Genomic DNA, 22,331 nt, shown 5'->3' on the forward strand with positions numbered 1-22,331 from the left:
TGATCAAGCAGATAATGGCATATATTCGCAACTATAACGAGCTGTGGGCCAAGCCTTTTAAGTGGACTTACACCGGGAAGCCACTGACTAAATAACGGTATAGAAATTTAGCGGACGCAACACTAGCAACCGATAGAGAGTCAGATTTTAAACCGACCCCCGGTGAGGATATTAATAAATTTTAACAAGTTAAGCCATAACAACCCTGGCCACCCTCCACGAGCCGTTAGTCGGAAGGAACGATGTACAAAGAATTAGAGGTAAATTCGCTTGCCGAATTAATAGAAGTAGCTCAGCTTGTTGAAACTCAGTCTGGCTCACAATTATGGTTCAGAGGTCATCATAATCATGAATGGCATTTGGTTCCTTCAGCTCATAGAAGGAATCCTCTCCTTGAAGCCACGGTTCTTAACAATTTTAGGATGAGGGCTCCTGCTTTCCGCACTGATTGCCCACAGCATCAAGATTACGCATCTTGGCTTCCCTTAATGCAACACTATGGGTTGCCGACACGTCTCCTTGATTGGACCGAATCTTTGGTTGTTGCTGCTTACTTTGCATCATCGCATCCACTAGTCGAATCGCCTGCGTCTATATGGATGCTTGATCCTGGTCATCTGAATCAACTTTCCGTGGGATACTTGATTCCATTTTTAACTGATGAACGAGTTGCCCCAATTATTCGTGAAGCGTTTGGAACTCGAATCGACACTAAATATCAAGAGGCTATCAGCGTTATCGCACCTAGACGCGATATTAGAATGATGGTTCAGCTTGGCAACTACACGATTCACAGAAATTCGACACCAATTGAGAATTATCCTGACGCATCGAAATTCCTTACGAAGGTAACCATTCCACCCGATTCGATAACAGCCATCAGAAGAGATTTATCTGTTTGCGGCATCCGGCATTCGTCGCTTTTTCCCGATTTATCTAGTTTGGCCACAGAATTATCTGAAATTATTGTAATAGATGACCAATAAGACATCGCCAGCCATGACCGTTTCCATAGGCACATAAAATGAGTAGTCGTCGCCTTATCCAAGACAAACATGAGCGATACCTCATTGACGAATTCATTCGCTGGTGGGCATCGCAGACCAATGAACTCTTTCATGTGGTCTCTCGTCCAGATCCGCCGGAAGCTATCGTTCAGTCACACCAAAGGACCACTTGGATTGAGGTGACAGACGCATTTCACTCGGATAAATGGGCCCAGGACCTCTGCTCGTACGCAACACCAGGAGAAAAACATAAGCCAATAGGGCCTGGGCCGTATGTTGGGATGGATGAACAAATATCAGAACGCTTTGCGCTACTGCTGAAAAAAAAATTGTCGAAGGAAAGTTACGCAAAAGCTCACGCCAAGTATGGTCCTGGCATGCTGCTTGTCGGAATCCAAAGCCCGTGGTTTGATGGCCAGACGTGTGAAATGATGCAAGAGACCTGCAAACGGATGGATTGGGCAACAGATCGAGGGTACTTCTCGCATGTATTCATATCGTTCAGCTCTCTGAACGTGCAGACTTTTCAAAGGTGGGAGTGGAGAGTATAGCCAACGATTGCTGACCGCCCCCCTCATCGATCGATACTCTCTTTGACGTCCCGACGCAGCAGCCCATCTCGTTAGGTTACAGAGGAGTCCTTAAAACATTAAGATCTTGTCAGTTTTGAGGAAAAATTAATCAATGCCAAAACTAAAATCAGAACGTCATCATTGGTGGCCTCGATGCGTCTCTGCTCGGTGGGCCGACGAAGATGGAAAGACTGGTTGGATCAGGCCCGACGGCACATCCATTCGTGTTCCGCCTAAAAAGCTGGGGTTGATCGGGAATGGTCATCACATCAAGCTCAGTAGTTGTATTGGCGGTTCATCACCTTGGGACACCAGCTTCGAGGATGAATTTGACACAGCTGACAGTAATTTTCCTGCTATAATTTCTTGGTTAGAGAGCCTACAGCACGAGTTTATACTGCATCAGAATTTATGTGACAGATTCCTTCCACAACCGGCCTCCGTGAAACAACTACGTATGCTTACGGAATGTGTAGTTTCGTTGGCTGTACGCAGCCCGATGAACCGCGAAGCGTTAGTATCTCCAGCTGAGCATTTGCGAGGAGGTATACCAAATCCAGAACGAAATGCGCTGATTGGCGCCAATATGCAACATTCTCAGCGATTGATTGCAGATAGCATTGGTGCAAACGGCAAGTTTGCGATTCTCTTCTCGCAGAGAAAAGAATTCATTTTTGGGGACGGTTTTTTTCACAACGTTAAAGGCGTAAGGAATCCCCCTATTGACCCAAAGATTCTTGCGCCGATTACGCCAAATATGAGCGTAATAGTGACTCGCCCAACGTACTTTATCGTGCAGCCCCGGCTCTCAACTATCGTTTTGAGTGACGAGGAGGTGGACCGGTGTAATCATGCCATCCAAGTCTATTCGCATCAAGCACTCTACTTTCGAAATCATCCCCCCACGATCGGGGATGCATTTACCAGCAATGAACACCGTGTTTATTCGCACCCAGACAATCCAATCGATGATCTTCTTTGTAGCATACCTGGAATACCCGCGAGAGATAAATCACTCGATTTTCTTATGGGCAAGGGGCAATAAACAACCTCAATCATAACATTAAAAATCGACGGGGGTGCACGATTTACTTGTTAACAAAGACACAACCACTCATCATGTCCCGACAACAAAATTTTGCCCACAGCCAATCTCCCCGCCCCTCATCATCCACATCCACAAATGCCCTTGATATTTCCCGCCCCCCGCAGTAATTCCTACCGATTCAATCTGATTTATCCTGATAAAACAGGCTGAATCCATACAATCCGAAAATTAAAGGCCTGCACGCATGCGGGCCCTTTGGTGGGGTATCACCTATGGAAGACAGATGGCTCTCCGTGGAAGAGATCGGAGTCTATCTCGGGGTCAAGCGGGATACGATCTACAAGTGGATTACGGGCAAATCCATGCCTGCGCACAAGATAGGTCGTCTTTGGAAATTCAAGAAGGATGAAATTGATACGTGGGTTCGTACGGGCGGGGCTCGGGTGAATCAGGGGTCTCATGATGACCCGCAATAAGCACCTGGAACGTTTCGGGTTTCGGTTTTCCAGGAGCAGTACCCACAATGCCCGGACCATGATGTTCAAGGAATTGGACGCCCTGTTCGAGCATACGGGTGATTGCGAAACCTCCAGGGACGGTTACCGGCAGGCCATTGTGGACGAGAATTGTCTGGCAAAACGATCGGGCAAAACACGGGTGCTGACCTATCAACACCTGGTGGAGCTCTATGGGCTTGATCCGTCCCTGCTCCTTTTCAGGGCGCTGTGTTTTTTCTGGAAACGGGATATTCCCGGTCGACCGCTCCTTGCCCTGATCACTGCCGTTACTCGAGATCCCCTTCTTCAGGCATCCATCCCTTTTATCCGGGATATACAGGCTGATGAAATCATAGTCAGGCAGCATCTGGAGCAATTCATCGACGATCTCGAACCCGACCGTTTCAGCAAGGCCACACTGACCTCGACCGCCCAGAACATCAATGCCACCTGGACCCAGTCCGGCCATCTCAAGGGGCGGGTGCGCAAAATCAGGACCCAGGCCCAGGCCACACCGGGAAGCGTCTCCCTTGCCCTTCTGCTCGGATATCTTGCCGGACATCGCGGCCCTGCTCTTTTTGAGACCGAGTACATCTCCCTACTCGACTGTCCTGTGAATACGGCGATCGAACTCGCGGAGGAGGCCTCAAGGCGTGGGTGGATCGTTTTCAAGCGGGTGGGTGATGTCATGGAAGTCCTCTTTCCACGGATCATCACTTCTGAGGAAATGGAGTGGATACATGAGCAAAATTAAACGTCTGATTCAATCCTACGGCAAATATATCGCCATACCCTGGCGAGATGATGCAGCCGCGGCCCAGCGAGTCATTTTCTGCGTGTATAACGAGAAGGACGAACGTTCCCTTCGTACAAGTATCGATGAATTCGAAATCGTCACCCGAAACGCCGGGCATGACTGGGGTTTGTTCGATCTGACAACATCTTTTGCCGACTGGATGCTTCAGGAAGAATACGCCGAGGAATACTTCGATCAGCCGGACCTGATCGATGATCTCATGCCGGATGAATACGTGGACTATATTCTCGAGCGGTTCAAAACCGAATGCGCATCGCTTACCTCGGATGCAAATGCGGTTGTCGCCATTTCCGGGGTGAGCTCTCTCTTTGGTTTTGTAAAGGTCAAGGACCTGGTCGACACATTGGCCCCTCTGGTCCAGGGCCGGCTTCTCGTCTTTTTCCCGGGCAGCTTTGAGAATAACAATTACCGATTGCTGGATGGGTATGACGGATGGAATTATCTGGCCGTTCCCATCACTGCGGACAAGAAATTCTGAACAAAGGGTCTCGAGATGATAAACCAAGACATCTATCTGAAAAATCCGGCTGAACACAGGTTGGTCAACCAGGGCGTTGCAACCGTGAATGACGACTGGAGCGAACATGCCCAGACCGTACTCCGGTATGAGCTGGAAACCTTTGTCTGTCATGGCCAATACGAGAAAGGCATGGCCCATATCCTGGACACCTATCTCAAAAATCTCGATCAGGCCCAGCAACCCGGTGTCTGGATCAGCGGTTTCTACGGTTCGGGGAAATCCCACCTGGCCAAGATGCTCAGAGCGCTGTGGGTGAACACGGAATTCAACGATGGAGCAACCGCCCAGGGGATCGCCCACCTTCCCCGGAATATCAGGGACATCTTAAAGGAGCTGAGCGTCCAGGCAAAACGCTATGGCGGACTGCACGCGGCCTCGGGAACCCTCAAGTCAAACGATGAACGTAACAGCGTCCGGACCGCGCTTCTGGCCATTATCTTCCGATCCGTTGGCCTGCCTGCCAAATATCATCTTGCCTTGTTTGTCATGTGGCTTGCCGAAGAAGGAATTCTGGAACCGGTCCGCACCTACGTTCTGAATGCGGAAAAAACCTGGGAGAACGAGGTCAAACGTCTGCATGTTTCCAAAATCATGCGCGAAGCCCTTGTCCAGACGCGGCCGGACATCTTTTTCGATGAAAAAACCTGCTCGGATATCCTGCGCAACCAGTTCCCCAGTGCCAAGGACGTTACCAGCGAAGACATGCTTCATGCCATTCGCCAGGCCCTTTCCCAAAACGGCAAACTCCCCCTCACCCTGATCGTCCTGGACGAGGTCCAACAGTATATAGGTGAAGACAGTCAACGTTCCATCGATGTCCAGGAAACCGTGGAGGCCTGCTGCAAGAATATCGGCAGCAAGATACTGTTCATCGGGACCGGTCAGACGGCAGTGACCGGCACCAGCAATCTCAAGAAACTCCAGGGACGTTTCACTGTTCGGGTGGAGCTTTCCGATGCCGATGTGGACACGGTCATCCGGCAGGTGATTCTGGCCAAAAAACCCGAAGCCACAGCCCCCATCGAGCAGGTCATGCAGAACAATCTCGGAGAGATTTCCCGCCACCTGACAGGAACAACCATCAGCCACCGCCAGGACGACATCCCCTGCTTTCCCCAGGACTATCCCATTTTACCCGTGCGCCGGAGATTCTGGGAACACACCCTGCGTGTTCTCGACCAGACCGGAACGGACAGCCAGCTCCGCAACCAGCTGAGCCTGATCCACAAGGTCATTCAGACCAACCTGCAAGCCCCTTTGGGGAATGTTGTTCCGGCAGACTATATCTATTTTGATTCGGCTGACGACATGCTCCGATCCCGCATCCTCCCCCGCAAGGTCCATGAAAACACCTTGAGCTGGATCAACGGAACCGAGGATGAACGACTCATGGCCCGTGCCTGTGGAACGGTTTTTTTGATCAATAAACTGGCTGCGGCAAATAACGAGTTGGGGATCAAGGCCACGGTGGACACTATTGGGGACCTGCTCGTCGAGAATCTCGCTGATGGTTCGGCCACACTCCGCAATAAATTGCCCGCCGTCCTGGACCACTGCGAACTGCTCATGAAGGTCGGGGAGGAATACCGCATCCAGACCGAGGAAAGCGCGGCATGGAATGACGAATTCCTCAGTCAGCGTTCCAGACTGGCCAACGAGACCTATCGCATCGAATCCGAACGCGAGGATCGCATCAAGAAAAAATTCGGGCAGACCGCGAATGCAATGTCCATCATTCACGGGGATTCCAGAGTCAACCGGACCATAACCCCGATCTTCGACTCCGTGCTTCCGGCCGATGCGGATGAGCGACTTTATGTGTGGGTTCGCAATGGATGGAATGTGGATGAGAACTCGGTTCAAGCTGATGCCAGACAGGTTGGGAACCAGTCGCCCACCATCTTTGTCTTTATCCCCAAACGATCTTCTGACGATCTCCGCCACTTTTTGATAGACTACAAGGCCGCATCAGCCACTTTGGATATACGGGGTATTCCCGGAACAGCCGAAGGCATCGAGGCCCGTTCCGCCATGGAAACCACCAAACAAACGGCTGAAGGCAGGATCGAAGAACTGCTTCAGGACGCGTTGAACGGTGTGCGGGTCTTTCAGGGAGGCGGCAACGAGATAATCGGCAACGATCTTCAGGAGGCTATCCAGGAAGCTGCCCGGAATGCATTGTTGCGACTGTATCCCAACTTTCAGCTGGCCGACCACGCGGGGTGGTCCAAGGTGTACGACCTGGCACGCAAAGGGGCCCCGGACGCCCTCAGGGCCGTTGGGGACAAGGGTGAACCGGGCAATAATCCCGTATGCAAAGCCGTGCTCACCTTCATCGGGGCGGGCAAAAAAGGAGCCGATGTCCGCGAACGTTTCGAAGGTTCTTCGTATGGCTGGTCACGGGACACCGTTGACGGGGCGTTGCAGGTACTTCTGGGTGCTGAATTGATCCTGGCCCGCAATGAACGGGGACAGGGAATCGCTCCCAGGGACCTCGAACGCAAGGCCATCGGCAAAACATCCTTCAAGATGGAATCAACCACCATCACCACGATGCAGCGGATCCTGATCCGCAAGCTGTTTCAAAAGGCGGGAGTGAACGTCAAACAGAACGAAGAAAGCGCAAGGGCCGGTGAATTTCTGAACAGAATTTACGACCTGGCCGAGGATGCCGGAGGGGATCCGCCCTGCCCTGCTCCCCCCGACACGACCTTTCTGGAACGGGCACGATTGAGCACCGGCAATGAGCAGCTTTTGGAGATCCTCTCCCTGAAGGAACAGGTGACCGGCACTATTGATGACTGGATCGACACGGCCCAGCGCATGGAAGCCCGATTGCCGGAATGGAGGACGCTGAAACGTCTTGCCGCATGCTGCAGGGATCTCGATGAGGCCAAGGAGATTCTGGATCAGATAACGACCATAGAAGACAAACGGCTGCTTCTGGCCGAACCCGACCATATCGCACCGCTTATTACCTCCCTGACCCAGATGCTCAGGGAACGACTCAACCAGCTGGAAGCGGACTATACCCGGGAACATGCCAAGGGTCTTGCAAGCCTGCACGCGGATGATAATTGGAATCAACTCACGCCGGAACAGCACTTCCAGCTCATGTCCGAGCAGCAATTGCACGAAGCGGCCAAACCCAAGGTTTCGGTGCAGTCCACCCTGGACATTCTGGAAACACTGGAACGATGCTCTCTGTCCAGCTTTGCCGACCGGGTGGCAGCCCTTGCATCCAGATTTGAAACCGTGGCCCGAAAAGCCGCTGAACTCTGCGAACCAGAGGCCCAGTTCATCCAGGTACCGCATTGTACCCTGAAAACGGAAAAAGACATCGACGACTGGATCCGTACCGTGACCACAAAGCTCAAGACAGCATTGGAGCTGGGCCCCGTCATCATCAGGTAGCAGGAATACAAAGGAAATGAGCATGCAGCCACTTGAAAAATCGCTTCGCAACAAGCTGGAACATACCATCAAGGATGCCCGGGAGATAGCCGAACAGGCCGCCAGGGCCTCCCTGGAACAACTCGGAGTGGGGGAATCCGTTCCATTCGGCCATCTGAGCGAAGATGACAGAATCCTACGCCGCAGGCTGCGGGTCCATGGCCGCCAGCTGGGTGATCTGCTAAAGGCCAAAGGCGAGCAGGAGATCGACCGTCTGGTAGAAGAAACCGCCTACGAACACTGGCACCGCATGCTCTTTGCCCGGTTTTTGGCTGAAAACAAACTTCTCATGTATTGGTCTGACGGCGATGACGAACCCATCGATGTGGACCTGGAAACCTGCCAGGGATTGCTGGATGAAGGCGAAGAACAGGCAAACAGCGTCTGGGAACTGGCCGCCCGATTTGCCGCGCGCATGCTCCCGCAGATTTTCCGCATGGAATCCCCGGTCTTTCAACTCGCCCTGCCGCCCGAACATCAAGTGAAACTGGAACGACTGGTTGCCGACCTGCCATCGGAGGTCTTCACAGCCTCGGATTCTTTGGGCTGGGTCTACCAGTTCTGGCAGGCCAAGAAAAAAGAGGAGGTGAATAAATCCGAAGTCAAAATCGGTGCGAGGGAACTGCCTGCCGTGACCCAGCTGTTCACCGAACCGTATATGGTCAGCTTCCTTTTGGATAATTCTTTGGGGGCCTGGTGGGCAGCAAGACGGCTCACGGAAGATGATTTGAAAAATGCAGAAAGCGAAGAAGAACTGCGGCAGAAGGCGGCCATTCCGGGTGTGCCCTTGGAGTATCTGCGCTTTGTACGAACCTCACCCCTAAATCCCCTCTCCATGAATGGAGAGGGGACTTTAAGGAATGGAGAGGGGACTTTAAGGAATGGAGAGGGGACTTTAAAAACAGGATTTGTTACTGCTCATAATTTTGTGTCACCGGAAAAACTGGAATTGGCCCGAAAATTCAGGAAAAAACCGACGCTGAAAGAGGCGGAAGTTTGGGAATGGGTTAGAGGACGACGGATGCTTGGGCTGAAGTGGCGGAGGCAACAGGTTATTGAAGGATTCATAGCGGACTTTTATTGTGCTGAGCACCATCTGGTCCTTGAAATTGACGGAGAAGTTCACGCCACAGATGAAGCGAAAGAATATGATCAAATCAGAGACCAGATTTTTGTCCAAAAAGGTATAAAAACCCTTCGCATTACCAACGACGATTGCACACAAAGCTTCCTTCAAACCCAAATAAAAAAAGCCATCTCATCCCCCCTCGCCAACGATAATGAATCCTCCTCCCCCCTCGCCAACGATAATGTATCCTCCCCCCCCCTCGCCATTCATGGAGAGGGGGGCCGGGGGGGTGAGGTTTGGACACCGGCTGCAGGAACCTTTGACGGCTGGCCGGAGCAGTTGAGCGAACTCAAGACCTTGGACCCCTGCTGTGGGTCGGGGCATTTTCTGGTTTCCACATTTTTGATGCTGGTGCCCATGCGTATGGAGCGGGATGGACTGTCTGCCCAAGACGCCGTGGATGCCGTGCTGCGGGAAAATCTTCATGGGTTGGAACTGGACAAACGATGTGTGGAACTGGCCGCCTTTGCGTTGGCTCTCACAGCGTGGAAATACCCGGGAGCTGGCGGGTATCGGACATTGCCTGAATTGAACGTGGCCTGCTCGGGACTGTCCATCAATGCCAAAAAGGAAGACTGGCTGGAACTGGCCGGGGGAGATACCAACCTCCGCATTGCCCTGGACAAGCTGTACGATCATTTCAAGGATGCCCCCACACTCGGCAGTCTCATCGACCCGGAAGCCATTTTGGGAAAGGGGAAACTGTTTGCGCTCAAATGGAAAGATGTCGGGCCTTTGCTCACAAAAGCCCTGGCCGGGGAAAAAGACGAAGAAAAGTCAGAGATGGGCGTGGTTGCCCGGGGACTGTCCAAAACAGCCAATCTCCTGGCTGACAACTATGTCTGGGTTATCACCAATGTCCCCTACCTGGCCCGGGGCAAGCAGAGTGATCGCCTGAAAACATTCTGTGAAAAGCAGTACCCAAAGGCAAAAAACGATCTGGCTACGGTCTTTCTGGATCGGTGCTTGAAGTTATGCGTGAAGAGAGGGACGTCCAGCATTGTTTTGCCGCAGAACTGGCTGTTCCTGACCAGTTATAAACAATTCCGGGAACGCTTGCTGAAAACCCAAACCTGGCATTTGATTGCGAGGTTGGGGGCACAGGCATTTCAAACTCCTATGTGGGACTTCAACGTACAATTGCTCACCATGAGTCGAGGCCCCCAAAGTAAAAGCGGCTTCCAGCCGCTTTCTCCTCAAGCTGCAACCAACCCTCAAAATCCTGAAAAAAAGCTGCTGAAAGCCACTTCTACCTTGATTCGCGGCCTTGATGTCTCCGAGCCGAGGACTGCTGCTGAGAAAGCGGTCGGTTTGGTTGGGGGAGAGATTAAGAGTGTGGAGCAGGGGAAGCAGTTGGGGAATCCGGATGCGAGAATTACTTTAGAAAAATCAAATGATATCGACAGCTTGAGTGATTTTGCCGATGGAGTCAAAGGAATCTCCACAAGTGACGATCCAGTTTTCATTCGTTATCATTGGGAAAGGCTGGGTTTCGACTACGATTGGGAGCCCTACCAAACGACGACAAAATCAACAAATAACTTCGACGGACTAACGCAAAGCATACGATTCGAAAATGGTAGCGGTATGCTAAGGGAACTTGCCAAAGCACAGGACCGTGATCGCCGTATGGATATGAGAGGCCAATTCATTATCGGCAAGCACGGTGTTGCGATTAGTTGCACAGGATTTTTACATGTATGTCATTACACCGGAACTAGATTTGATACGAACGTAAGCATGGTGGTACCAAAGACAGGAGACAATCTAACCGCCATTTGGTGTTTTTGCTCTTCCCTAAAATACAACGAATCTGTACGACAAATCGACCAAAGCCTGAAAGTCACCAACGCCACATTAGTCAAAGTCCCCTTCGACCTCCCCCACTGGACCAAAATCGCCCAAGAAAAATACCCCAACGGCCTCCCCAAACCCTACTCCGACGATCCCACCCAATGGATCTTTCATGGCCACCCTTGCGGCTCCGTCATCTGGAATGAAGAGACAAAGCGGCTGGAAGCCGCTTCTACTTTGCGAACCGACGACACCGTCCTCCAAATCGCCGTCGCCCGCCTTCTCGGCTACCGCTGGCCTGCAGAGGTAACCAGAGCTTCCAGCTCTGGACACAACCACGCCGACAGCTCCGCCCCTGTTCAACCAGCCCAGGATGATTCGGCGAATTCTGAAAAGCCAGACCAGGATGGTCTGGTTACCTTTGATCTTGCTGATGAGCAACGGGAATGGGTCAATAAATGCGAAAGTTTGCTGTCTCATGCCGACGACGACGGCATTGTCTGCATCCCGCCTGTCCGGGGCGAGGCCTCGGCTTCTGACCGATTGCAGAACCTGCTGGCCGCCGCCTACGATGACGCATGGTCCAACGATATCCTTTCCCAGCTTCTGGCCAACGCCGATCACGCGGGCAAATCCCTGGAAACCTGGTTGCGGGACAAATTCTTCACCCAGCACTGCAAGCTCTTCAAACATCGCCCCTTTATCTGGCAAATCTGGGACGGCCTCTATGACGGGTTTTCCGCCCTCGTCAATTACCACAAACTCGACTATAAAAATCTCGAAACCCTCACCTACACCTACCTGGGCGACTGGATCACCCGGCAGAAACAGGATATTGCAAGCGGAATCGACGGAGCCCAAGAACGTCTGGCCGCTGCCGAAGCCCTCAAAAAAAAGCTGGAGCTGATCCTCCAGGGCGAAGCCCCCTACGATATCTTTGTCCGCTGGAAGCCCCCTGCACAACAACCCATCGGCTGGAACCCCGACCTCAACGACGGCGTCCGCCTGAACATCCGCCCCTTTATGACCGTGGGTGACATCAAAAAGAAAGACGCCGGCATCCTCCGCGACAAACCCAATATCAAATGGGGCAAAGACCGCGGCAAAGACGTGGAATCCGCCCCCTGGTACAATCTCGGCCCCCAATACGGCGGGAAGAAGGGGGATCGTATTAACGAGCATCATCTGACGCTGGCGGAGAAACATGCCGCACGACAATCAAAATTATAAAATAATCTCAATACATAACAAATACTCACAAAATTAAACCACGCATGCCACTAAAAAGCTCAATATGGAACAAGTCTTCAAAAGGATGTCTCTGGATTGCAAAACAAAATCGATTTAGGACGCGTCATGGAATCAAAAAAACTGCAAGAATTGCTGACAATACTGATCTCGAAATGGGAAAATGAAGTGATCGAGTTCAAACAGGCCTGCATGGATTATTCCACAGATAAAATCGGTTCATATTTTTCTGCTTTGGCCAACGAGGCCAACTTACGTGGCATTGAAAGGGCATGGCTCATATTCGGCGTCGACAACAAATCACGAGCAGTAGTTGGAAGCGATTACCGTCTGGGTCACGATCGACTACAAAGCACAAAAATGCAGATATCGCAAAACACAGAGCCAAGTATTACCTTTCGAAATATCCATGAGTTACACGATCCCAAAGGACGGGTTGTATTATTCGAAATCCCGGCCGCTCCTCGCGGCATGCCCATTTCCTGGAAGGGCCATTACTACGCCCGCTCCGGCGAAAGTCTGACGCACCTGGGAGTAGACAAGCTGGATGAGATCCGGCAGCAGCCCGGCTCCACGGATTGGTCAGCCAAGCTCATTCCCGAAGCTCGCATGGCCCACCTTGACGAAGAGGCACTACAAAAAGCTCGTGAGGCTTTTGCCCATAAATACGCTAACCGCTTCCCGGCGGAAGAGGTCATGAAATGGCCGTTGCCGACATTTCTCAACCGGGCCAAGCTGACTCAGGATGGCCAACTAACCCGCACCGCCATTCTTCTTCTTGGCAAACAGGAAGCAGCTTACCTGCTCTCCCCGCACCCGGCTCAACTGACCTGGAAGCTCGAAGGTCCTGAACGAGCGTATGAGCACTTTAGCCCCCCCTTTCTCCTGAGTACATCTGCCCTGTATCGAAAAATTCGCAATATTCAATTACGGATTCTCCCCGACGATGCCCTACTATCCGTCGAAATCGCAAAATACGACCAGAAAATCGTTCTTGAGGCTTTACACAACTGTATCGCGCATCAGGACTACGCCCGCAACGGCCGAATTCTAGTGACCGAAAAGCCGGACCGGCTGACCTTTGAAAACGAGGGAGGTTTTTTTGAGGGCACCCCGGAAGACTACGTAACCGGCGAAAAAACGCCCCGCCGTTACCGTAACCCGTTCCTGGCCCAGGCCATGGTCGAGTTGAACATGATCGACACCATGGGATACGGAATTTATTCCATGCATATCGGTCAGGCCAAACGATACTTTCCCATGCCTGATTACGATCTCAGCGACTCAATGGCTGTCAAACTGACGGTGCATGGCTGCGTCGTGGACCCCGCATATAGCCGCCTGCTGATTCAAAAAACGGATCTACCGCTTTTTGAAATCCTGGCCCTGGACCGTGTGCAGAAGAAACTCCCGATCTCCAACGAGATGGCCAAAAAATTACGGCGAGATGGCTTGATTGAAGGCCGCAAGCCAAATCTTCATGTGTCCGCCGCCGTGGCCAAAGCCACGGCCCACAAGGCCGAGTATATAAAAACCCGGGCACAGGATGATGATTTTTACTGCAAATTGATCACGGATTACCTGCACAAGTTTGGCGAAGCCTCACGGGGTGAAATCAATGACCTTCTTTTAAACAAGCTGAGCGAACCCCTGAGCCCGGAGCAGAAGAGGAAAAAAGTGTCAAACTTGCTGAGCAGACTTCGTAGCGCCGGGATCATCAGCAACAAAGGGTCCCGCTCGAAACCGAAGTGGCTCCTTGATAACTAAACAGCGCATTTTAAGAAAAGAAAAGTCAATGTGCAGAAAACAAAATTTTATTAGCCGCAGTTATTTCAACTAGTTGCCTAAACTTCCTTTGCAGAAAGAAGCTGTTCGTTCAGCGGGCTCCAAGTAAAGGAAGTAAAGGATAGATCGCCATGAAATTGAAATTCAAGGCTCAGGCCTACAAATCCAAACCATCCGACTAAAAGGCATCAAACGGGCACTTGGAGAATGGCCTGACATTGAGTTTACCAATGATCATAAAGGATGCCTGTTCACCGTTACGGTTCACCGAAAACCACTAGAAATCCTTGAATTGGTGAACCTGGAAACAAAAAGTTCACCGAAACCTTCACCAAAAATTGATGCCCAACTCCTTGACTTGATACGGACCAACCCATCCATTACGACGAGTCAGCTGGGATCGGCTTTGGGGATAAGCAAACGGACAGTGCTCAAAAAGATCGACCGGTGTAAAAAAGCCGGCCTCCTCCGGCGGGTGGGACCTGCCAGAGGAGGACATTGGGAAGTAAGTAAATAATCGACTGTTCCCCAGAAAGCCAGATCTAATCATTTTTCGGGAAATATAAATATAACTGCAATTCGGCATCCTCCCCAAACGTCGAAATCTGTTCGTTCAGAACAAAAAATACCGATTCGGATTGGTGAACCTGAAAATTGATTGGTGAACCTGAAATCCAAGGAATTCACCAAAAAACGGTTCTGCTCAAAAAACCTTTGGAAAAACGCGATACGATCAAGCTGGAGTCCGTATGATCAACCATCTGACTCTGGCGAAGAAGCAGTATACAAGGGAAAAAGAGGCCTAAACATGAACGAGAATCAATTATCCCGAATCGTGCTCAGCGGGTTCAAATCTATCCGCGAGTGCGATCTGAAGCTGAAAGAGCTGAATGTGCTCATCGGTCCCAATGGGGCGGGCAAATCCAACTTTATCGGCTTTTTCCGCCTGATACAGCAACTACTGGAAGGCAACCTGCAGGTGTATGTCGGCAAACAGGGCGGGCCGGATGCCTTGCTTCATTTTGGCAGAAAGAAGACGGACTCACTCGATGCCGAACTCTACTTTGGCAATAACGGATACAAATTCAGCTTGGAGCCGACCCAGGACAACCGGATGATGTTCGCCAAGGAAAAATTTTGGTGGAACATAAAGGGAGACTGGAATATCAGCTCTGGCCATTTTGAAACCAGGGTAGAATCGCAGAAAGGGAAAACAGGCCTTTACGATTTCACGGTGCCGCCTATGAAGACCTGGCGGGTCTATCATTTCCACGACACCAGTGAAAACGCCTGGATAAAACAACTCCACGGGATCAACGACAATCTCTATTTGCGCCCTGACGCACGCAATCTGGCCGCTTTTCTGTATCTGCTCAAAAACCAGCATCCTTCGCACTACGCGCGAATCGTCAAAACCATCCGACTGGCAGCCCCATTCTTTGGTGATTTTTCCCTTCGTCCCAATCCGGAGAACACTGACAAGATAGAGTTAGAGTGGTTTGAAAAAGGGGAAGACATACCATTCAAGGCTCACCTGCTCTCGGACGGCACCTTGCGGTTCATCTGCCTGGTCACGGTGTTGATGCAACCGGAAGAGTTCCAACCAGAAACTATTCTCATCGATGAACCGGAACTTGGTCTACACCCATTTGCAATCAACCTGCTCGCTTCCCTGCTGCGGTCTACTTCCAAAAAACGCCAGGTGATCGTTTCAACACAGTCCGCTGATCTCTTGAATGAGTTTTCAGCGGAAGATGTCATCGTGGCTGACCGTACAGAGGGATACACCAGCCTCCACCACCTAGATCCCGAAGACCTGCAAAGCTGGCTCGAAGAATATACGTTGGGCGAACTCTGGCAAAAGAATATTCTGGGCGGGAGGCCGTCACGATGATCCGGATACATATTTTCTGCGAGGGGCAAACCGAGGACGTATTCGTTCGGGAACTGTTGAGACCGCATTTTCAGCGAATGAATATCTGGCTGAATCCGATCATCATGCGCACGGGACCACATGGAAAAGGCGGTATCTCCACCTATGGCAAAATCAAGTGGCAGATCGAGAACAAATGCAAGGAAGACAAGACTGCCTGGGTGACAACCATGCTGGACTTCTATGGTCTCCCAGCCGACTTTCCTGCAATATCCTCAAAGGGAGATTCCCTGATCAGAGCACAAGCTGTTGAACAGGCCTTTCAAGCGAATATAGCGCAACCCAATTTCATTCCCAATATTGTAGTACATGAATTCGAAGGCTTACTCTTCAGCGCTCCGACTGCTTTTGGCGGATGGTTCGATGATGCCGATCTCGTTGAACACTTGAGCCAGATCCGCAATACTTTTGCCACCCCCGAACACATCAACGACGGTCGAACCACCGCCCCCTCCAAACGCATCCTTGCAGCCTGCGAAACCTACGACAAGGTTGCCCACGGATCTTTAATCGCCCTGGATATCGGATTGGACACAATCCGCCATGAATGCCCTTTGTTTGATGGCTGGGTGAAAAAACTTGAGGCTCTACAATCAATGAGGCTGGGATGATTGAGTTTAACCCAACTGATGGCCGACAACCATCTGACCCTGGCCGCAACCAGGCCGAACGGGCAGGAGATATAAAGCGATGATCAAAGAACTCACACTGACCAACTGGAAAAGTTTCGAGAAGGCCACCCTATATATCGACCCATTGACGATCATCATCGGAGCCAATGCCAGCGGTAAATCAAACACCCTGGATGCGTTGCTGTTTCTGCAACGTGTCGCCTCTGGAGTAACTATTCTCCAAGCCATCAACGGGGACGTGAATCTTCCTCCCATCCGGGGTGGCAGGGAGTGGGTGTGTAGAAAACCGGCCAACGAATTCAAGCTCGAGGTTCTGGTGGGCGGCACCACCGAAAACCAGGACTTTCGCTATGAATTGCGGGTTCGGGTAAACGGAATCAAGGCCGAAGTCGTTGGAGAGGAACTGACTGAAATCCAATATACCTCCAGCAAACACCCCCCTAAGGAAAAACGCCTTTTTTATACCAACAACCAGGACAACGACTCCCCCGGAATTCCGGCGTACTTTGCGACCGGTCTCAGGGGACCAGGGACACGAATCGATGTAAATAGAACGCATATTGTACTGATCCAGGCGGAAGCCTTGCCCTTACGCAAAAACGTCCTTGCAGGGGTCAAACAGGTTGCCACACAGCTTCGGCAGACTTTCGTATTCGATCCCATCCCCAGTCACATGCGCAACTACGCCCCATTCTCCGAAAAATTGCAGGCAGACGGCTCCAACATCGCCGGGGTGCTGGCAGCATTGGAAGAAAGCCGTAAAACAGAGGTTGAAAAAACACTTACCGAATACCTGAAAGGACTTCCTGAAAAGGATATTCAGCGGATCTGGACGGAACCGGTGGGTAAATTTGAAACCGATGCCATGCTCTATTGCGAAGAAGGATGGCCGGGTACGGAGTTCCAAACCGTGGATGCACGGGGAATGTCCGATGGAACCCTGCGTTATCTTGCCATTGTGACAGCCATGCTCACACGTCAGCCAGGGAGCTTGCTGGTCATCGAAGAAGTGGACAACGGCCTGCATCCTTTCCGCGCCCGTGTCTTGGTGGGCATGCTCAGGACCCTGGGTAAAGAGCGTGGAATCGATGTTGTTGTTACCACCCATAACCCTGCCCTTCTGGATGCCGCCGGGGTGGATATGGTCCCCTTCATCACCGTCGCTCATCGCAATGAGGAAAACGGGGTGAGTATGCTCACGCAGCTAGAGGATATCGAACAACTTCCCAAACTGATGGCCGGAGGCTCCTTGGGACGATTGACCACGGAAGGACGAATAGAAGCCGCCCTGAAGCAGGAGGCGGCACAATGAAAAAAGTCTTGATCATGGACACCTGCATTCTTTGCGTCTGGCTTCAGGTTCCCGGCATGGGCGACTGCGGTCCGAACTTGGATAAGTGGAACAAGACCCGCGTGGATCAAAAAATTCAGTCCGAAGAAAAAGAAGGGACCACATTCGTTCTTCCTTTGGCCACTATCATTGAAACCGGAAACCATATCGCACAGGCTGGCCATAGCCGCAGGAAGGTAGGGCAGGAACTGGCAGCGCTGATGAAAATGAGTGCCTTGCAGGAAACCCCCTGGGCCGCCTTCTCCGAACAATCGATTCTGTGGTCACCAGAAAAACTGGTAGATCTGGCCGAAGAATGGCCGGACCTTGCTGATCAAAAAATTTCATTGGGAGACGCAACCATCAAAGATGTTGCAGACTATTATGCCCGAATGCATTGCCAGGTCGAAATCCTGACTGGAGACAAAGGGTTGAAAGCCTACCAGCCTATTGTGGCGAAAGAAATCCCAAGACGCAGGTCTCGAAAATAGCCCTTAGTCAACAAATCCTATTGCCACCAACCATCATACAATCCCATGAAAATTTTCGAACATCTTGTCCAATCCATCCGTGATACGAGCGTATACAATCCAGAGATCATGGCCAAACCCGCCTGCATCCTCTGGCCGGACCATGCCAGGCAATGGGAAGGAGTGGTCCCGATCCTTCAGGCCCATCTTCCGGAATTGCTCGTTCTCGGTGATTACGCCCCAGACAGACGAACCGGTCCGGCCATCTGGCTGCGCTGTGCCATCGATGCCAAACTCGAGGCCGCTCCCATTCCCGAAGGCCGCATTCCGATCATTTACCTTCCCGGTGTCAGCCGTCAGCATCTGCGGGCCGTTGAAGAATGTCCGGATCACCTCAAACCCCTTGCGGAACTCCAATACAGGGGTGTTTTCTGGTCACAGATCAATGCCAAAGATTGGACGGTCCTGGCATTCATCAAATCCGATCAGGGCGGACTCGGTCTGGACGTAGCTGCAGACAACGAATCCAAAAACGCCATGCTGCGGGCCCTTCACCGTTTTCTTGAAGAGGAACGGGATCTTCTCCAGGAAAAGCGTCTGGACAAAGACTATTTCAATACCCTTGTCACCGGTGGAGACCCGACCCGGGATATTCTGCAGTGGATCGACCTTGACGATGGTTTCGAGAAAAGCCGGGGGCACAATGAATGGCAGGCGTTCATTGCCGTGTGTTCCTCCCAGCTGGATTTCAATCCTAAAAAACAGGGCGTCCTGTCTGCCGCGGCCAAACTAGCGGCCCATGAAGGCCCCTGGCAGGGAGTATGGGAGCGATTCTGTGAAGCGCCCAAAAGATATCCGAACATTCCTTCACGCATCCGGAAATGTCGTCCTCCCCGCGAGAACATGCTCTGGCTCATGGGAGGCGAAACGTTTTCCGGATGGCCTCAATGGAATGAAGATCAGGAAAAAATTCTTCACGAAAAACTTGTTTCTCTGAAGAACCAACCGCCACCTGAAGCTCGCAAGATCCTGACCCGTTTGGAAAAAGAACATGGGTACAGACGATCCTCGGTATGGGCTGAGTTAGGAGAAGCACCTCTTGCCATGGCCCTGGAGCACTTAGCCGAACTTGCCCATATCACCGGCACGGGTCTGGATGCGGGCCAGCTCGCAGACCTCCAATCCGGATATGTCAATCAGGGATGGCGGGCTGACAATGCGGTTGTCAGGGCCTTGGAGCAGGTGACGAATTCATCGGACATCGAGGCGGTTTCATCCGTTATCAGGTCTGTGTACAAACCGTGGGTTCAGGACTCGGCGCGGTATCTACAGGCGCTCGTGGACAGTGAAGGAAGCTATCCGGGCCAACCCGGCCCTGCCAATCGACCGATCCCGGCTGAACCGGGTGAATGTCTGCTGTTCATTGATGGCCTGCGTTTCGACACGGGTAAGCGATTGAAAGACCTGCTGGAGCATGCCGGATTGGCCGTACAGGAAAAATCGGTTTGGTGTCCCCTGCCCTCGGTGACCGGAACCGGCAAACCCGCTGTTGCGCCTCTTCACGATGCCACGGAACGCTTTCACGAAGACCAGGAAGGCTATAATTTTCAGCTCATGAGCCATTACCAGTTGAACAAGGCGATCGAGGAAAACGGGTACCAAATCCTGGGCAAAAACGAATCCGGTAACAGCAACGGCAGGGGATGGTGTGAGTTCGGCAATATCGACCACGAAGGACATGATCGGGGATGGAAGCTGGCCAAACATCTGGACAGCCTGCTTGGTGAAATTTTGGAACGTATAACCACTCTGATAGAAGATGGATGGAAACGCGTCCGAATCGTCACCGACCACGGCTGGCTCCTTCTGCCCGGAGGACTTCCCAAAATCGAATTACCTTCGGAGCTTTCCGAGAACAAATGGGGCAGGTGCGCATCCCTGAAGCAGGGTGCATCGAGCGAAGAAAGGCTCTTTCCCTGGTACTGGAACCCCGATGTCCATTTTGCCCTGGCCGACGGGATCAGCTGTTTCAGAAACGGTGAGGAATATGCCCATGGCGGACTGAGCCTTCAGGAGTGTCTGACACTCCATCTCACAGTCTCCCCGCAAGCCGCATCCCCAGAGGGCGATGCCTTTATTACCGACGTGACCTGGCGGGGTCTGCGGTGCAAGGCGGCAGTGGACGGCCATTTTTCAGGACTCAGGCTGGACATCAGAACCAACGCCGGAGACGCATCGACCAGCGTGATCATGGGTGTGAAATCCATACAGGAAGAAACCGGCATCGGGTCCGTGGTGGTCGAAGATGATTCGATCATGGGAAACCAGGCCACGATAGTACTTCTGGGACTGAATGACGAACTCGTGGATCAGATGGAAACGACCATCGGAGGAGAATGATGATTTTGGACCATCTCGATACATTGGCAGCAGATCATCTTGACGGATATCTTGTCCGCAAGGATCTGGTCCGAACCTTTAGCAGACAGTTTCCTGTTCCTACCTATGTGGTCGAATTTCTGCTCGGTCGATATTGTGCCAGCACGGAGCCGGAAGAGATCGAGGAAGGGCTTGAGATTGTCCAGCGACAGCTCAAATCCAGGACCGTCAAGGCTGGGGAAGAGGAACTCTTCAAGGCACGGGCCAAAGAACAGGGAAATGTGAAGATCATCGACCTGATAAGCGCTCGTCTGGATGCCAAATCAGATACTTATCTGGTCACATTGCCGAGTCTTCGCCTCAAGGATGTCCGTATAAGCGCAGAACTTGTCAACGAGCACGAGCGCATGCTCACCGGTGGTTTTTATGCGGAAATCACCATTGGATATGATGCCATCGAGGCCCAGGAAAAACAGGGACGTCCTTTTTGGGTGGATAGCCTGCGAGCCATCCAGCTGTCCAAACGCAACATTCTGGAAACGCTCGCCAAAGCCAGAACCGCCTTCACAACAGAAGAATGGAAAACCTTTTTGTTGCGCAGTATCGGCGTGGAGCCCGAAAGTCTGAGTCAAGAAGCCAGAGACGCGTTCATGCTCAGGATGGTTCCCTTTGTGGAGCGCAATTACAATATGGTTGAGCTTGGGCCCAGAGGAACCGGCAAAAGCCATCTTTTCCAGCAGGTTTCGCCCTACGCTCACCTGGTTTCCGGGGGCAAGGCGACCGTGGCCCGCATGTTCGTGAACAATGCCAATGGGCGTCGGGGACTGGTCTGCCAATACGACGTGGTCTGTTTCGACGAGGTTTCCGGGATATCCTTTGATCAGAAAGATGGGGTGAACATTCTCAAGGGATATATGGAGTCCGGAGAGTTCAGTCGGGGCAACGAAAGCATCCGGGCAGACGGTAGCCTGGTCATGGTTGGCAACTTTGACGTGGATGTGGAGCATCAGCAAAGAGTGGGACATCTTTTTGGGCCGCTTCCTCCCGAAATGCGGGACGATACAGCGTTCATGGACCGCATCCATGGCTATCTGCCCGGCTGGGATATTCCCAAGATCGACAAGAGTATCCTGACCGATCACTTCGGCTTAGTGAGCGACTTCCTTTCCGAATGCATGAGCAGACTGCGCTACCAGAGCCGTCTGGCCGCCCTGCAGAACAGGGTCCATTTTGGAGGTGCGCTCAGTGGACGGGATACGCACGCTGCAAACAAGACCGTGAGCGGGCTGCTGAAACTTTTGTATCCCGGAGATGAGCAGGAGATCTCTGAAGAGGATCTGGAATGGGCAGTTCGCCTGGCCCTTCAGACCCGAAGGCGGGTCAAGGAACAGCAAAAACGCATTGGCGCAGCGGAGTTCAGGAATACCCACTTCAGCTATGTCATGGGCGATGACGGCGTGGAAAAATTCGTCTCCACTCCGGAACTGCACAATGAAAACAGCATCGGTACGGATCCGCTGGAGCCGGGACAGATATGGACGATCAGTCCGGGGAATGGTCAGGAACACCCGGGATTGTATCGGATCGAGATTAATGACGGGCCGGGCTCAGGGGTCAAGATCCTGAACAAACCCGTACCCCAACCCTTTAGGGAGAGCCTGGGATACGCCGAACAGAATCTCTATGCCAGAGCCAAACAGCTTGTGGGAGACAAAGA

Annotated in this window: 15 protein-coding genes; all 15 read left to right on the forward strand. The window is 52.0% G+C overall.

Annotated elements, in window-relative coordinates:
- Positions 1–242 precede the first annotated feature (242 nt).
- Positions 243–986: an FRG domain-containing protein gene (locus tag ACTVJH_RS14220; RefSeq protein ID WP_455992068.1), complete on the forward strand. Its 744-nt coding sequence runs from the start codon at positions 243–245 to the stop codon at positions 984–986.
- A 705-nt stretch (positions 987–1,691) separates the two neighbouring features.
- Positions 1,692–2,624, forward strand: a complete 933-nt coding sequence (locus ACTVJH_RS14225) for a hypothetical protein (protein ID WP_455992070.1) — start codon at positions 1,692–1,694, stop codon at positions 2,622–2,624.
- A 275-nt stretch (positions 2,625–2,899) separates the two neighbouring features.
- On the forward strand, positions 2,900–3,103 hold the full coding sequence (locus tag ACTVJH_RS14230; RefSeq protein WP_455992072.1) for a helix-turn-helix domain-containing protein: 204 nt from the start codon (positions 2,900–2,902) through the stop codon (positions 3,101–3,103).
- Entirely contained in the window at positions 3,087–3,878 is a 792-nt protein-coding gene (locus tag ACTVJH_RS14235; protein ID WP_455992075.1) for a hypothetical protein, read from the forward strand. The genes ACTVJH_RS14230 and ACTVJH_RS14235 overlap by 17 nt, the downstream gene beginning before the upstream one ends.
- Entirely contained in the window at positions 3,865–4,419 is a 555-nt protein-coding gene (locus ACTVJH_RS14240) for a BREX protein BrxB domain-containing protein (RefSeq protein WP_455992078.1), read from the forward strand. Before ACTVJH_RS14235 ends, ACTVJH_RS14240 begins: the two co-directional genes overlap by 14 nt.
- 15 nt (positions 4,420–4,434) lie before the next feature.
- Complete coding sequence (gene brxC / locus ACTVJH_RS14245; protein ID WP_455992080.1) at positions 4,435–7,875, forward strand: BREX system P-loop protein BrxC; 3,441 nt, start codon at positions 4,435–4,437, stop codon at positions 7,873–7,875.
- A 364-nt stretch (positions 7,876–8,239) separates the two neighbouring features.
- Positions 8,240–12,067: a DUF559 domain-containing protein gene (locus ACTVJH_RS14250; RefSeq protein ID WP_455992083.1), complete on the forward strand. Its 3,828-nt coding sequence runs from the start codon at positions 8,240–8,242 to the stop codon at positions 12,065–12,067.
- Positions 12,068–12,193: 126 nt separating this feature from the next.
- On the forward strand, positions 12,194–13,852 hold the full coding sequence (locus ACTVJH_RS14255) for an RNA-binding domain-containing protein (RefSeq protein WP_455992086.1): 1,659 nt from the start codon (positions 12,194–12,196) through the stop codon (positions 13,850–13,852).
- A gap of 313 nt (positions 13,853–14,165) precedes the next feature.
- Positions 14,166–14,387, forward strand: coding sequence for a winged helix-turn-helix transcriptional regulator (locus tag ACTVJH_RS14260; protein ID WP_455992088.1), 222 nt, complete (start codon positions 14,166–14,168; stop codon positions 14,385–14,387).
- Between the two features lie 291 nt (positions 14,388–14,678).
- Positions 14,679–15,764: an AAA family ATPase gene (locus ACTVJH_RS14265; protein ID WP_455992090.1), complete on the forward strand. Its 1,086-nt coding sequence runs from the start codon at positions 14,679–14,681 to the stop codon at positions 15,762–15,764.
- Positions 15,761–16,414: a DUF4276 family protein gene (locus ACTVJH_RS14270; protein WP_455992092.1), complete on the forward strand. Its 654-nt coding sequence runs from the start codon at positions 15,761–15,763 to the stop codon at positions 16,412–16,414. The genes ACTVJH_RS14265 and ACTVJH_RS14270 overlap by 4 nt, the downstream gene beginning before the upstream one ends.
- Before the next feature lie 79 nt (positions 16,415–16,493).
- On the forward strand, positions 16,494–17,747 hold the full coding sequence (locus ACTVJH_RS14275; protein ID WP_455992095.1) for an AAA family ATPase: 1,254 nt from the start codon (positions 16,494–16,496) through the stop codon (positions 17,745–17,747).
- Positions 17,744–18,256, forward strand: a complete 513-nt coding sequence (locus tag ACTVJH_RS14280) for a hypothetical protein (RefSeq protein WP_455992098.1) — start codon at positions 17,744–17,746, stop codon at positions 18,254–18,256. The genes ACTVJH_RS14275 and ACTVJH_RS14280 overlap by 4 nt, the downstream gene beginning before the upstream one ends.
- 45 nt (positions 18,257–18,301) lie before the next feature.
- On the forward strand, positions 18,302–20,635 hold the full coding sequence (gene pglZ / locus ACTVJH_RS14285) for a BREX-1 system phosphatase PglZ type B (RefSeq protein WP_455992101.1): 2,334 nt from the start codon (positions 18,302–18,304) through the stop codon (positions 20,633–20,635).
- Positions 20,632–22,331, forward strand: a 1,700-nt coding sequence (gene brxL, locus ACTVJH_RS14290) for a BREX system Lon protease-like protein BrxL (protein WP_455992103.1), incomplete at its 3' end; no start/stop codon positions are given. The genes pglZ and brxL, both read left to right, overlap by 4 nt.

The sequence above is a fragment of the Desulfoplanes sp. PS50 genome, assembly GCF_053851535.1.

What these genes read in the sequence shown, in the direction of transcription:
- ACTVJH_RS14220 (WP_455992068.1), top strand. Translation starts at nt 243, where the DNA reads ATGTACAAAGAATTAGAGGTAAATTCGCTTGCCGAATTAATAGAAGTA.
- ACTVJH_RS14225 (WP_455992070.1), top strand. Translation starts at nt 1,692, where the DNA reads ATGCCAAAACTAAAATCAGAACGTCATCATTGGTGGCCTCGATGCGTC.
- ACTVJH_RS14230 (WP_455992072.1), top strand. Translation starts at nt 2,900, where the DNA reads ATGGAAGACAGATGGCTCTCCGTGGAAGAGATCGGAGTCTATCTCGGG.
- ACTVJH_RS14235 (WP_455992075.1), top strand. Translation starts at nt 3,087, where the DNA reads ATGATGACCCGCAATAAGCACCTGGAACGTTTCGGGTTTCGGTTTTCC.
- ACTVJH_RS14240 (WP_455992078.1), top strand. Translation starts at nt 3,865, where the DNA reads ATGAGCAAAATTAAACGTCTGATTCAATCCTACGGCAAATATATCGCC.
- brxC (WP_455992080.1), top strand. Translation starts at nt 4,435, where the DNA reads ATGATAAACCAAGACATCTATCTGAAAAATCCGGCTGAACACAGGTTG.
- ACTVJH_RS14255 (WP_455992086.1), top strand. Translation starts at nt 12,194, where the DNA reads ATGGAATCAAAAAAACTGCAAGAATTGCTGACAATACTGATCTCGAAA.
- ACTVJH_RS14265 (WP_455992090.1), top strand. Translation starts at nt 14,679, where the DNA reads ATGAACGAGAATCAATTATCCCGAATCGTGCTCAGCGGGTTCAAATCT.
- ACTVJH_RS14270 (WP_455992092.1), top strand. Translation starts at nt 15,761, where the DNA reads ATGATCCGGATACATATTTTCTGCGAGGGGCAAACCGAGGACGTATTC.
- ACTVJH_RS14275 (WP_455992095.1), top strand. Translation starts at nt 16,494, where the DNA reads ATGATCAAAGAACTCACACTGACCAACTGGAAAAGTTTCGAGAAGGCC.
- ACTVJH_RS14280 (WP_455992098.1), top strand. Translation starts at nt 17,744, where the DNA reads ATGAAAAAAGTCTTGATCATGGACACCTGCATTCTTTGCGTCTGGCTT.
- pglZ (WP_455992101.1), top strand. Translation starts at nt 18,302, where the DNA reads ATGAAAATTTTCGAACATCTTGTCCAATCCATCCGTGATACGAGCGTA.